The sequence below is a fragment of the Mesorhizobium sp. M1423 genome, assembly GCF_040317575.1.
Taxonomy (GTDB): Bacteria; Pseudomonadota; Alphaproteobacteria; order Rhizobiales; family Rhizobiaceae; genus Mesorhizobium.
The window spans coordinates 25,607-39,031 of sequence record NZ_JAMYKU010000034.1; the positions used below are offsets into that span (position 1 = coordinate 25,607).

Annotated in this window: 11 protein-coding genes; 4 read left to right on the plus strand and 7 right to left on the minus strand. The window is 63.5% G+C overall.

Annotated elements, in window-relative coordinates:
- Positions 1-60: 60 nt before the first annotated feature.
- Positions 61-864, plus strand: a complete 804-nt coding sequence (locus NKG95_RS29675) for a hypothetical protein (protein WP_023719867.1) — start codon at positions 61-63, stop codon at positions 862-864.
- Positions 865-897: 33 nt separating this feature from the next.
- Here the strand turns inward: NKG95_RS29675 and NKG95_RS29680 are convergent, their stop codons facing one another.
- Positions 898-2,229, minus strand: a complete 1,332-nt coding sequence (locus tag NKG95_RS29680; protein ID WP_353043274.1) for a dihydroorotase — start codon at positions 2,227-2,229, stop codon at positions 898-900.
- Between the two features lie 83 nt (positions 2,230-2,312).
- Here NKG95_RS29680 and ygfZ point away from each other — a divergent pair, with 83 nt between their 5' ends.
- The 3 genes from ygfZ (at position 2,313) to NKG95_RS29695 (ending at position 6,008) form a co-directional block, all read left to right on the plus strand.
- Positions 2,313-3,173: a CAF17-like 4Fe-4S cluster assembly/insertion protein YgfZ gene (gene ygfZ / locus NKG95_RS29685; protein ID WP_352494853.1), complete on the plus strand. Its 861-nt coding sequence runs from the start codon at positions 2,313-2,315 to the stop codon at positions 3,171-3,173.
- Positions 3,173-3,805 (plus strand): YfbR-like 5'-deoxynucleotidase, encoded by a 633-nt coding sequence (locus tag NKG95_RS29690; RefSeq protein WP_352588668.1) that lies wholly within the window; start codon positions 3,173-3,175, stop codon positions 3,803-3,805. The genes ygfZ and NKG95_RS29690 overlap by 1 nt, the downstream gene beginning before the upstream one ends.
- Before the next feature lie 64 nt (positions 3,806-3,869).
- Entirely contained in the window at positions 3,870-6,008 is a 2,139-nt protein-coding gene (locus NKG95_RS29695) for a putative bifunctional diguanylate cyclase/phosphodiesterase (protein WP_352481847.1), read from the plus strand.
- 91 nt (positions 6,009-6,099) lie between these two features.
- Here the strand turns inward: NKG95_RS29695 and NKG95_RS29700 are convergent, their stop codons facing one another.
- The 6 genes from NKG95_RS29700 to NKG95_RS29725 form a co-directional block, all read right to left on the minus strand.
- Complete coding sequence (locus tag NKG95_RS29700) at positions 6,100-6,372, minus strand: DUF3303 domain-containing protein (protein WP_353043275.1); 273 nt, start codon at positions 6,370-6,372, stop codon at positions 6,100-6,102.
- A 22-nt stretch (positions 6,373-6,394) separates the two neighbouring features.
- Positions 6,395-7,858, minus strand: coding sequence for a RimK family ATP-grasp domain-containing protein (locus NKG95_RS29705; RefSeq protein ID WP_023719872.1), 1,464 nt, complete (start codon positions 7,856-7,858; stop codon positions 6,395-6,397).
- Complete coding sequence (locus NKG95_RS29710; protein WP_023719873.1) at positions 7,855-8,961, minus strand: peptidase C39 family protein; 1,107 nt, start codon at positions 8,959-8,961, stop codon at positions 7,855-7,857. The genes NKG95_RS29705 and NKG95_RS29710 overlap by 4 nt, the downstream gene beginning before the upstream one ends.
- Positions 8,962-9,169: 208 nt before the next feature.
- On the minus strand, positions 9,170-9,964 hold the full coding sequence (locus NKG95_RS29715) for an anti-sigma factor family protein (RefSeq protein ID WP_352481851.1): 795 nt from the start codon (positions 9,962-9,964) through the stop codon (positions 9,170-9,172).
- Positions 9,961-10,479, minus strand: coding sequence for a sigma-70 family RNA polymerase sigma factor (locus NKG95_RS29720; RefSeq protein WP_023719875.1), 519 nt, complete (start codon positions 10,477-10,479; stop codon positions 9,961-9,963). The genes NKG95_RS29715 and NKG95_RS29720 overlap by 4 nt, the downstream gene beginning before the upstream one ends.
- A 153-nt stretch (positions 10,480-10,632) precedes the next feature.
- Complete coding sequence (locus NKG95_RS29725; RefSeq protein ID WP_353043276.1) at positions 10,633-13,356, minus strand: DUF2339 domain-containing protein; 2,724 nt, start codon at positions 13,354-13,356, stop codon at positions 10,633-10,635.
- Positions 13,357-13,425: the final 69 nt, after the last annotated feature.

Here is a 13,425-nt window from a genome sequence, read left to right on the forward strand (position 1 = left end):
ATGTCCGGGCACATCATGTCCGGGCACATGAGTGGGCCTGGCACCAGGGAGTAGCAGGCGGTGAATTTTTCGATATCAGGCAAGCCGCGCGGCCTGGTCCTCAGCATTTGGCTTATTGCTTCCTGCGCCACGATTCCCCTTGCACTGTTTCTTGCGAGCAGTCCCGCTCACGCCCTCAGCGAGATCAAGCGCGAAGACCTGCCTTCGCCGGTCACGCCGCCGCCCGACGGCGACATGTCGCCGCCCGGAAGTACCGTGCCGATGCCCGGCCCGCTCGGCACGACGCCACCTGCAGCCAGCCAGCCGACTCCGTCCGACGAGCCAAGGCAAACCGAACCGAAAGGGCCAGCGGACGATGGCGGCATGGCCAATCCGCATGTCGATCCGGACGCGCCTGTGCCCGAAGTCGTTTACGACCTTGCCAAGTTGCCGGAACCGGTCAGGCGCATGCACGATCTGATCGTCGAGGCGTGCAAAAGCGGCGACATCGAAAGACTGCGGCCGCTGATCGGCACGGGCGACATGATGACCCAATTGTCGCTGGGCGACATGGAGGGCGACCCGATCGCCTTCCTGAAAGGGCTTTCGGGCGACACGGAAGGCCAGGAAATCCTCGCCATCCTGGAAGAGGTGCTCAATGCCGGCTATGTCCATGTCGATGCAGGCACGCCGCAGGATCTCTACGTCTGGCCGTATTTTTTCGCCCTGCCGTTGGACAAGCTCGATGCCAGGCAGCGGGTCGAGTTATTCAAGATCGTCACTGCCAGCGACTATGACAACATGAAGCAGTTCGGCGCCTACATCTTCTACCGCGTCGGCATCACGCCGACCGGGCAATGGACGTTCTTCGTCGCTGGGGATTGAGTGGTCAGGCCTGGCCCTTATTGAGGAGGGAGCTTAGCCCGCCAACGCCTCGGAAAACTCCACCGCCCTGCCTTGGCCTGGCGTGGCAATCTCGCCTTCCCACATCACGCGCCGGCCCCGAACGATAGTGCCGACCGGCCAGCCGGTCACCTGCCTGCCGTCATAAGGCGTCCAACCGGCCTTGGAGCCTTGCTGGGCGTTGGCGATGATCTCGCGGCGCTTCAGGTCGACGATGGTCAGATCGGCATCGTAGCCGGCGGCAATACGGCCTTTCCTGGCGATGCCGAAAATGCGCTGTGGGCCATGGCTGGTCAGGTCGACAAAGCGCTGCAACGTCAGCCGGCCGGCGTTGACATGATCCAGCATGATCGGCACCAAAGTCTGCACGCCGGTCATGCCTGACGGCGACGCCGGATAAGGTTTTGCCTTCTCGGCCAGCGTGTGCGGCGCATGGTCGGAGCCGAGCACATCGACAACGCCTTGCGCAATGCCCTGCCAGATGCCGTCGCGATGGCGCGCGGCGCGCACCGGCGGGTTCATCTGGATCAGCGTGCCCAACTGCGCATAATCATCGGCGCTCAGCGTCAGATGATGCGGCGTCGCCTCGCAGGTCGCGACATCCTTGTGCTGTTCGAGGAAGCCTATCTCTTCGGCGGTCGAGATGTGCAGCACATGGATGCGGGCGCGGACCTGGCGCGCGATGCGCACCAGGCGCTCGGTGCAGCGCAATGCGGCGATCTCGTCGCGCCACACCGGATGTGAGGACGGATTGCCATCGATGCGCTCGCCGAGCCGCTCGCGCAGCCGGAACTCGTCCTCGGAGTGAAAGGCGGCGCGGCGGCGTGTGTTCCTCAGGATCGAGGCAACGCCTTCGTCGTCCTCGACCAGCAGGTCGCCGGTGGACGAGCCCATGAACACTTTTATGCCGGCCGCACCCGGCAGCCGCTCGAGATCGCCGGCGTCTTTTGCATTGTCGCGGGTCCCGCCGACCCAGAAGGCAAAGTCGCAATGCATGCGGCCGGTGGCCCGCCGCACCTTGTCGGCAAGAGTCGCCTCGCTGGTGGTCAGCGGATTGGTGTTCGGCATCTCGAAGACGGCGGTGACGCCGCCAAGCACCGCTGCCCGCGAGCCCGTCCCCAAATCTTCCTTGTGCTCCAGTCCCGGCTCGCGGAAATGCACCTGGCTATCGACGACGCCCGGCAGGATATGCAATCCGCGGCAGTCGATTGTCTCGCCGGCCGACGCCTGGCGGAGATCGCCGATGGCAGCGACGCGCCCACCATTGATGCCGACGTCGCGAAAACCCTCGCCATCGTGGTTGACCACGGTGCCACCTGTCAGGATGAGATCGTAGATGGGGGCCATGCGGATCAGGTCTCTTGCGGGGGAAGTGCCAGCGGCTTACGTAATGGCCGACAGTTTTGCAAGATCAGGCTCGTTTTCCCACCATGCCCTTTGCCTCGCTCAGAGATCGCGCACTCCTTTCCGTGTCCGGGCCGGATGCCGAGCACTTCTTGCAGAACATCCTGACTACCGACCTCGACGTGCTCGGCAGCAGCGAAGCAAAGCCCGGCGCCCTGCTGACGCCGCAAGGCAAGGTCCTTTTCGACTTCCTGATCTCGCGCGCCGGCGAAAATGCTTTCCGCCTCGAGTGCCGTGCCGAGACCGCCGACGATTTCATGCGCCGGCTGACGCTCTACAAGTTGCGCGCTAAAGTCCAAATTTCCAAGCTGGATCAGCCGGTTGTGACCGTCCTATGGGAAAGCGCTTCAACTGCCTCGCAATTTGAATCAGCACCGTTTGCCGATGCGCGGTTCGTCGATGCTATCGTCAAGCGCTCCTATGATGGCACCGCAGAAGGCGGCGACCTTGCCGCATGGCAAGCCTTTCGCATCGCCCATGGCATTGCCGAAAGCGGCAGCGACTATCAGCTCGGCGATGCGTTTCCGCATGACGTGCTGCTCGACGAGATCGGCGGCGTCGGCTTCAAGAAGGGCTGCTATGTCGGCCAGGAGGTCGTCTCGCGCATGCAGCATCGCGGCACTGCCAGACGCCGGGTGTTGATCGTCTCGGCCGAACGCTCCCTGCCCGCCTCGGGCGCAGAGTTGACCGTGGAGGGGCGGCCGGTCGGCACGCTTGGCTCGACCGCCGGCACGACAGGCCTCGCCATTGCCCGCATCGACCGGGTCAAGGCAGCGTTCGACGCCGGCCTGCCGATCCTGGCTGACGATGTCGCCGTGTCGCTCACCATCCCGCCCTGGGCGAAATTCAGCTTTCCGCAGGAAGCCGTCGGCGCGGAGGAGGCCTGATGGCGGCCGATCGCGCCGGGGCGCCGCCGCGCGCCTGGCAGCGCATGCTGTCCGGGCGACGGCTCGATCTCCTCGACCCCTCGCCGCTCGACATCGAGATCTCGGATATCGCTCACGGCCTTGCCCGCGTCGCGCGCTGGAACGGCCAGACCAGAGGCGAGCACGCCTTTTCGGTCGCCCAGCATTCGCTGCTCGTCGAAACGCTTGTCGGCGAGCTGGTGCCGGATGCCGACGCCGATGCGCGGTTGGCGGCGCTGCTGCACGACGCGCCGGAATATGTCATCGGCGACATGATCTCGCCGTTCAAGTCCGTGATGGGCGGCAGCTACAGGGACTGCGAGATCAGGCTGCAGCGCGCCATCCATCTGCGCTTTTCGCTGCCAGCGGAACTCGACGCGGGACTGCGCAAGGAGATCAAGCGAGCGGATCAGATCGCCGCTTATTTCGAAGCGACGCTGCTTGCGGGTTTTTCAACGGCAGAGGCGACGGAGTTCTTCGGCCGGCCGCGCGGCTTCAATGCCGAGCGCTTCGATGTCACGCCGCGCTCGGTGACCTGGGCGCAGAATGCCTTTCTCAAACGGTTTGCGGCGATCGAGAAGTCGCGACGCCAGACTGCCGTTCCAGCCGGCTGAAAACGGTAAATTAACCGGCAAGGACAAGAGTGCCGTGGTTAACCACGGTCCATAGGCGCGCTACATGCCCGTTGCCGGTATCAAGGCAGGTTCGTCCGTCCGCCGACGACGGGTCAAAGGCGTTGGTCTGCCGCAACGGATTGAAGACGAACTGCGCGAACAGAACGAGCGTTTTTCGGCAGCGGTCGAGAACATGTCGCATGGCCTGTGCATGTTCGATGCCGATGAACGGATGATCATCTGCAATAGGAACTACATCAGCATCTTTCGCCTCGACGCCGAAGTGGTACGGCCCGGCATCCGGTTTTTCGACATCCTCCAGCACAGCGTGGACATCGGCATCGCCTCGCAAAGCGCTGAGCAACTCTATGCCATTCGCAAGCCCTATATCGACCAGGCAAAACCTTCCACCTATGAGGAAACGCTTGCAGACGGGCGTATCGTCAACATTTCGCACCGGCCGCTGGCGTCGGGCGGTTGGGTATCGATCTACGAGGATATCACCGAGCAACGGCGCGCCGAGCAGGAGTTGAAGGAGCAGCACCGCCGTTTCGACGCGGCACTTGCCAACATGTCGCAAGGACTTTTGATGTACGACGCGGACGGCAAGCTGATCGTGCGCAACGAACGTTTTCTGGAACTTTACCATGTCAGGCCGGCCGACCTCCCGCTTGGCATGAGCCACCGCGATGCCTTTAAGCGGCTGCTGGAACTGGGCATTTACACAAAGCTCGACCCCGACAGCGAAATTTCGCAAATCGAAGCCTGCCTGCGGGCGGGCAAAACACACGTAACGCATCGCCATCTTGCCGATGGCAGAACGCTGCTGGTTGCACGCCGGCCGATGAGCGGCGGCGGCTGGGTCGCGACATTCGACGACGTGACCGAGCGCAGGCGCGTGGAAGAGCGCATGACCCACCTTGCGCATCACGACACACTGACCAACCTGCCCAATCGCTCGATGCTTCGCGAACGGCTCGACCAAGCCCTTAGCGAGACGAAAGACGGATCGCTGGCGATATTCTCGCTCGACCTCGATCACTTCAAGGCGGTCAACGATACTTGGGGCCACCCTTCCGGCGACTGGCTGCTGAAATGCGTGGCCGAACGGCTGCAACGGTGCCTGCGCAATGAAACGGACGTTGTCGCTCGCTTCGGCGGCGACGAATTCGTCATAATCCAGTTCAATCTCAAAAGCCCGGGCGATGCGGAAAAACTGGCCAAACGCATCGTCGAGATCATCGGAAAGCCGTTTCGCGACAAGCGACACGACATGCGCGTCGGCATCAGTGTTGGCATCGCGCTGTTTCCGAATGACGGCAAGGACACCGACACTTTGCTGAAAAACGCCGATATGGCGCTCTATCGGGCAAAGAGCGAAGGGCGCAACCTCTACCGTTTCTTCGAACCAGCCATGGATGCGATGGTGCGCGCGCGCCGGGCGCTCGAAATCGATCTCAGGGCGGCGCTGTCGCGCCGGGAATTCGAGCTGGATTTCCAGCCGATCATGAACATCGCCTCCGGCGAAATCGTCGGTGCCGAAGCCTTGATGCGCTGGCGTTCGCCAGTGCGCGGCCTGGTGCGTCCGGACGACTTCATTCCGGCCGCCGAGGAGACCGGGCTGATCGTGCCGCTTGGAGAATGGGCGCTGCGGAAAGCCTGCACGACCGCGGCAGGCTGGGCGCCTTTGCGCATTGCAGTCAATGTCTCCGCCGTGCAGATCAAAAGCGGCACCTTTGCCCGCAGCGTCATCTCGGCGCTGGCGTTCTCGGGCGTGCCGGCCAACCGGCTTGAACTGGAAATCACCGAAACGGTGCTGATGGACGAGAGCGATCTGGTGCTCAAGACACTGAGGCAGCTGCGCGATCTGGGTGTCCGCATAGCGCTGGACGATTTCGGCACCGGCTATTCCTCGCTCGGCTACCTCAGGCGCTTTCCCGTCGACAAGATCAAGATCGATCGCTCTTTCACCCGTGACATCGACAGTCGCGATACCGCGGCGATCGTGCGCACCATCATCGGGCTTGGCGCACAGCTGGGCATCACCGTCACCGCCGAGGGTGTCGAGACCGAAGCGCAGCTTGAATTCCTGCAAAAGGAGGGCTGCGTCGAGGCCCAGGGCTATTTGATCGGCGTGCCATCGAAAGCGTCGGACATCAACCGGCTGCTGAAGTCGAACGCGACGATCAGGCAATCCGGCTAAGTGCGACAGCCGGGCGAGCCAGTCATCGGCTCAGCCTGGACATCTGCCATCAATACAATGTCTGAATATACCTCGTCGAAGCGCGCGCAGGTCAGAGATGTCCGCTCAACGCCTCCACCATATCCTTGTTCGTCGCCACGGGAACGATCTCGAATTCGACCAGATCCGCCCATTCGATGACCCACCGCTGCAGGAGTGTGACGTCATCGGCCTCCACCAGCAGGAAGCAGCGGCTCATATCCGCTGCGATCCAGGTGTGGTGCACGAGCAGCGCGTCCGGCTTCAGGCGGCCCTGGTCGCGGAAACGGCGGTAGATCTCCTTACGGTCGCAGCCGCGAAAATCCTCGGTTACGAAGAACAGCATCTTTTTCCCCTCAATTCGGATGTCATCGGCCCGGCCGGTCCAATCGCTCCAGGAACCACTGCGTCAGCCGCACCCAGACCTCGTCTTTTTCGCCGGAGTCTTCCCAGCCGTGGTCGAGGTTGGGGTTATCGTTGACCTCGATGACGAAGACGCCGTCCCTGGTCTCCTTGAGGTCGACCCCGTAGAGGCCGTCGCCGATGCAGCGCGCCGCGCTCACCGCCGTCTCGACGACATGGGCCGGCGCTTCCTTCAGGGTGAAGGTCTTGATGCCGCCCTGGTCGGGCTTGCCGTTGGCCTTATGATTGACGATCTGCCAATGCTTCTTGGCCATCAGATAATGGACGGCAAACAAGGGTTGGCCGCCGAGGACACCGACGCGCCAATCATATTCCGTCGGAATGAATTTTTGCGCGATCAGGAGGTCGGAATCCTCCAGCCATTCGGTTGCGAGCGTCTTTAACTCTTCGAAGGTGCCGCATTTCTTGACGCCGCGCGAAAACGAGGAGTCCGGGATCTTCAGCACCAGGGGGAAGCCCAGCGTCTGCGCCGCAACTTCCAGATCCGAGATGCCGGCTATCATCACCGTCGGCGGCACCGGTACCTTGTTGTAGGTCATCAGCTCGTTGAGATAGACCTTATTGGTGCAGCGGATCATCGACAGCGGATCGTCGATGACCGGCATACCTTCCTGCTGGGCGCGGCGGGCAAAGCGGTAGGTGTGGTTGGAGATCGAGGTGGTCTCGCGGATGAACAGCGCGTCGTAGTTGGCGAGCTTGGCCAGATCCCGCTTGGTGATCGGCTCGATTTCGACGCCCATCTTTTCAGCGATCTTGGCCCAGTGGCGCAGCGACGAAATCTCCGACGGCGGCAGTTCCTCATGCGGATCGACCAGCGTGGCGAAAGTGTAGCGCGCCGGCGTGCGGCCCTTGGTGTCACGCCACTCGCGGTTGGTGTAGGTCTCCAGGCACTGGAGAAAGTGCGTTTCCTCGTCCTCGGTCATCCTGGCCAGGGGATGGAAGCCAATCTTGCGGATCGAGGCCCATTCGGCGCTGTCCCTGATGTGGACCTCAAGCGCCGGGGCACGGAACCAGTCGAACAGCAGTTTGGCGAAGCGGTCCCAGATCCTGGACGGTCCGATGCCGAAGAAGATGCAGACCTTCTGCGGGAAAGCGCCGCCCAGGTCCTTGCGGCACTTGTTGAGTGCGAGTTCGAGTTCCGGCAACGCGTGCTCATAGAGCTTGCGCTCCGACAGGTCGATCATCGTTTCGACCGTCGGGATGACCTTATGGCCGCGCGAACCGGCGAGCAGCGAGGCGTAATAGCCGCGGCTCTGGTAGCCGTAATTGTTCGACAGGTTGATGACCTTCGGCCGCTGCCCGCGAAACAGTGCCGGATGGGCAAGGTAGTCGCGATTGGTGATGATCTTGTGCGGCGTCGCCACTTGGTCGAGATCGTTCTGCCGGCCGGTAAGGATGACCCAGGTCATTGGCTGTCGCGCTTTCCGAGAGTGATGGCGGCGCGCAATCCGTCGCGGCCGAATTGCGCCATGTTCATGAAGATGCCGTAAGGCACGGGAATGTTGGCAGCATCGAGGATCGTCTCCTGCCGCTCGTCCTCGACCCAAGGGTCGTGGATCAGGATATGATCGCCGTCGTCACCGATGGCCAATACCCAGTGCGGAACCTTCTTGCCGAACATCAGGAAGCCGCTGATCAGGACCAGCACCAGTTTTCCCTCTGCGATCGCGGTGCGAATGTCGTCAAGCCCGAATGAACGGTAATTCACCGGGATGCCGTAAAGTTCCGCGCGGCGTCGAAAGTCGACCTGCGCCAGTTCCATCACCCGGCGCTTGTCTTCACTGCGCACCGACTGCAGGAACAGCGCGCCGTAGAAGGAGACATAGATCTCAGCAGCAAGCCCGCTCTCATAGCCGGCGACGGCCAGCCCGAACGGCTCACAGCCGCCGGGGCCGGACATCATGAAAACGGTCGTCGCCTCACGCCACAGCCGGATTTCCATCACCGGGTCCGGCACGAAGCCGGGGCCGAAGTAAGCCATCGCCATCATCAGGCAGCATGGTCCGCAAGTGAATTCGCAAGTCTGCTGATAAAACGGCACTTCGGTGGCGACCGGAATGTCGCCACGCAAGGTCTTTTCATAGCGCAGCGCCGTGGCGCCATCCTCGTAATAGTCCGGTTCGCGGCCGATCTTGCGGTAGCCGCTCCGCTCGTAGATCTGGATCGCGCGCGGGTTGTCCTCGCGGACTTCCAAACGAAGCATCATGCGGCCGTGCTCGAAAGCAGCGGTCTCGGCCTCTTCCAGCAGAAGGCGGCCAACGCCACGGCCGCCGAAAAATGGACCGACGGCGATCGAATAGAGCCGCGCGACGCCGCTGCCCTTGCGAAACAGCACGACTGCATAGCCGGCGACGCGGCCATCGCTTTCGCCAACCAGCAGTTCGGCGGTGTCGCGTTCGATCAGTTGGCGAAAGGAACGGCGAGAAATGCGGTCGCTCGAGAAAACAGCTTTTTCGATGGCGGCGAGGTCATCGACGTCGGACGCGCGGGCCTTGCGAATCTCGGCAGGCATGCGGGCTCAGAAAACCTCGATTGGGTTGTGGAAACGACCCTAGTCTAAACATCGGTCACACCAGCCGAAGTGCCAGCATTAAGCAAGCGCTATCGCACCTCGATTAGGGCCGAATTGTGACAGTTTTGACAGCAGGCAGGTCGCGCAAAGGCTTTGAGCGACCTCCGTGTTTCGGCATCGGCGCGGCTCCGGAAAAATGAGATCCTGCTCAGCTTTGCAAGGCCGCCAGAAGCTGGCCATAGGCGCTCTTGGCCACCGCGGCCAGCCGCTCGCGCGGCAGCGAGCCGACGACGGCGCAGCCATAACCCTTGTCCAGCCAGTACACAGCCGCAGGACCATCTTCTTCCGACCCATAGGTGCCCTTGGCCTTGGCAGCCGATTCGGCGGTGACGAAGAGCGAAATGCGCGCGCCCTTGTCGTCCTCGTAAAGCAGCATCGCGGCCTTGCCCTGGCCGGCAGGCAGCAGCCGGCCACCGACCAGTTGGAATCCCTGCGCTGCCAGATCCGGCGCGACGAGCTTCAAACCCACCTGGTTCGACAACCAGCTCTGCAAATGATCCTTGTCGCTTGCCGGCACTTCCACCGCATGTCGCTTTTCGGCGGCATAGATGACGTGGGCGGCGATCGCTTCTTCGGCAAGCTGGTCCTCGGCCGTATTTTCCAGGCCGAGGCCGCCGATGCCGGCAAGATAGCCGCCAGCACCGCCAATCACCAGCATGGCGGCAGCGGCGACCGCAAGCCACCAACGCGAGCGCGACGGCGCCGCTCTGACCACCGACGCCTCGCCAAGCACCACCTTGTTCAGCCGCACCGGTACGGGTTCGTCCAGCACGCCGTTAAAAGCTGCGCGCAATGCTGCCCGGTCGGCGGCGTAGCGTGCACTCTTGGCCTTCATCTCGGCATTGGCCTCGAGCCATGCCTCATAGGCCGTTCGCTCGTCGCCCGGCAACTCGCCATCGAGAGCCATGTGGATGTCGCGTTCGGAGAAATCGCGCCGGCTCATTTCTCGACGATCCTTATCGAGCGGCGGCGCGCGGTATCATCCAGCAGCGCTCGCAGTTCCTCACGCCCGCGCGCGATGCGCGACATCAAAGTGCCGGCGGGGACTCCAAGGATGTTGGCTGCTTCGGCATAGGAAAACCCTTCGATGGCGACCATCACAAGTGCCGCGCGCCGGTCCGGGCTGATCGCCTGCAGCGCGTCGACGATCTCGCGCGAGGCGATGCTCTCGACCTGCTCGGCGGGTGCTGCCTGCGCCTCGCTCGCCTCGAGCGGCAGCATCGCCGCCTCGCCGCGCCGGTTCACCTTGCGCATCTGGTCGATGAACAAATGATGCATGATCGTAAACAGCCACCTCCTGGGGCTTTCTCCTGTCTGCCAATTGTCGAGCCGCACAAGCGCCCGCTCGAGACAATCCTGGACGAGATCGTCGGCGGAATCGCGGTCGCGCAACAGCGAGCGTGCATAGCGGCGCAAACGCGGTATTTCACCAAGGATTGCTGCCTTCTTTTCGTCCATGACCGCTGGTTCTGGAGCCCCTGTCCGTGGTGATTGAACGCGCCTTTGCGGCGCGGCGCAAGCGGCCAGCGCGAAGCGGTCCGCCGCCCCGGTCACCCAAGCAACTGAATAACGCTGCCGATGCCAGCTTTATTCCCGGCCAAATTGAAATCGTCAGCTATTGCTCGTCTCGAGCTTTTCTTTCGCCGCCCTAGTCAGCAGCCGCTGATAAAACAAGCCGATGCCGATGAGCACCGCGCCGAGGCCGATGAAGGACAGCGCCCGCAACACGCCTTCCAGCTCCGACATATCGAAGACGAAGACCTTGAGCACGGCGACCGCGATCAGCGCCGCAGACGCTATGCGCAGCACCTGCGACTTCAGCCAGACACCGGCGGTGAGCAGCACCACGCCGATGGCCAACCAGAGCGCCGAATAGGTATAGGTCTCGACCTGGCCGAGGCCGCTCCACAGGCCGATGAACTCGCCCTTGAACAGCCTCCTGACCGACAGCGTGGCATAGACGAAGGCGAGCACCGCCGCCACAACCGCAAGCATGGCCGCATACCATTTCGGCCGCTTGTCGCGGGTATAGAGCGCCAGTGCGCCTGTCGCGACTGCCGGCAACAGATAGGCGAGGAACAGAAGGTTGAACACCGGAATGCCGCCGGTCGATTCATCCGTCAGCAGCGGGTTCAGCACCACAAAATGCCGGATGACGATGAAGGCGACCGAGAGCACCCCGGCAGCCATCGAGCCGTAACGCAGCACAGAGCTTGGCGAGCGCATGTCGATGGCGACCAGGATTGCACCGGCGCCGATGGCGATCAGCGTATAAATCGCCTGTTCGGCAAGTGTCATCGAGCCGCTGTCGATGACGCCACCATGCATGGCATGACGCACCAGCATGGCAACGGCGAGCAGAGCAAACAGCGCGGCGCCGGCCTCCATGGCGAGGCGCGGCCGGCCATTGGTTGTGCGGGCGAGTTGCCAGGCGGCAAAGCCGAAGGCGAGCGCCGGCACGCCATATCCGAGCAGCAGCCAGTTGAACACGGGTGTTTTCGACAGGAACTCGGCACCGACGATGGTCGGGTCGAAGGCGGCACGGCCGAGCACTGCGATCACCGCACCGACCGAAATCCAGCCAAGCACCGGATAGCTACGCCAGCGCGTCGCCAGTGCCGGCACAACGGCGGCTGCTCCGAGCAGGACGGTTGTCCAGCCGGAACCAAAGGCCATATGCAACATCAGCAGGCCGGCAATCGCCGCGCCGGCGAGCGCGAAGGAGACGGCAGCGCCGCCGGTCAGCGGCGGCGCTTCGCCGCGCGCTATCCATTCGCCGCCGGCGACGAAGATCCCGACCAAAACGGCCGCTGCGGCCGCATAAGCAAGGTCACGGTCGAGATTGCCGAAGGTGAACCAGAGCGCCAGCAGGATGACCAGTGGCGCGACAGCGCTCCATGCCGCCCATGTGGCGGCGCGCAGCCAGCCAGGAGCCGCAAAACGGCGCGCTGCCCAAAAGCCGGCGCCGATGAAGACCAGGCCCAGCGCGATGCCGATCCTGAGCATCAAGGCATCAGACGCCACAACCGGCACGCCATCGACACCGAGAGCGCCGCCCGAAAAATCGGCGGCGACCGTGGTCGGCGGAATGATGCCGAGATAGACCAGCACCGTCGCCAGCCCGGCGGCGTGCAGCAGTGCAAGCGCTCGCGGACGGTAGAGCGCTACCGCCACCAGGGCTACGATAAGGGCCGCGCCCTGCAGGGCATCGCCGGCGGCGGCAAAGACCGGATCGACGAACAGGGCCAGCGCTGAAAGAGCGACGAAGAACCCCGGCGCGATCGACGGCCAGTCGAAGCCGGTGCCGGCGACCGCTTCGCTGCGACGGCCAAGCCACACGAAGGCGAGCACGGCCAGTGTCACCACGTCGATAAAGAGGATGACGGAAAGGTTCGTCCCCGGCGCTTCGGTCATGTAGAAGATGGTCCAGATGCCGGTGGCGACGAAGGCTGCGGCCATCAAGAGCCTCCAGTCGCGGATGCGGGCAATGACGCCGGTGGCGGCGAGCACGATCGCCAGATAGCCAAACAGCGCCCACGGATTGGGCGCCTGCGAGGCGACGAGTAGCGGCGTCACCATGGCGCCGAGCAGGCCGACGCCGGCCAGCGCCTGACCGTGGACCAGGCTTGCCGCGATCGTCGCCACCCCGATGGCGCCGAGCAGCGTGAAAGCGAGCGCCGGGCCGATGAAACCGTAAATGCTGTACGCGGCGTAGACGGTGCCGAAGAGGATGAAAGCGCCGGCCGCCGTCAGGATCGCCGGGATATAGGCACCGGCGGCACCTTGCACCGGCACCCTGAAGCCGGTGCGCCGGATGAACTCGCCGCCGGCGACCAGCACCAGCCCAAGTGCCGCCGCCATGGCAAGCCGCACGCGTGGCCCGAAAATGCCGGCCTCAATGGTGTAGCGGATGAGGAACAGGCCGCCCAGCGCCAACGCGATGCCACCAACCCATACCGCCCAGCGGGTACCGAGCGCCGTTTCGACGTCGGATTGGCGGGCGGCTTTCGCCGCTGCCGCCGGTTGCGCCGGCTCGGGTGCGGACGGCGCCGCGGTATCGGCTTCTGCCTCTGTGGCTGATGCGACCGCTGCGGTCTCGGCCCCTGGCGATGCGGCCATGTCGGCTGCCGCCGCCGGCGGGATTGCGCCATCCGCCGGTTTGCTGTCGTTTGCAGCCGGTTCCTTGGCTTGCGGCGGCAGGACAGGCGCGCCCGAAAGCACGAGGCTGCGCAACGCGCCAAGCTCGCGCTCGATCAGGCCGATACGGCTCTGCTGGCGTGAAATGATGACGAACAGCGCGATGATGGCGACGAGGCCAATCAGGCTTTCAAACATGGCGGTTCCCCCAAACCAGGCCAGTCGTCACTGACATTCAATGTTCAGTGACATTCAAATGCGGCGGCC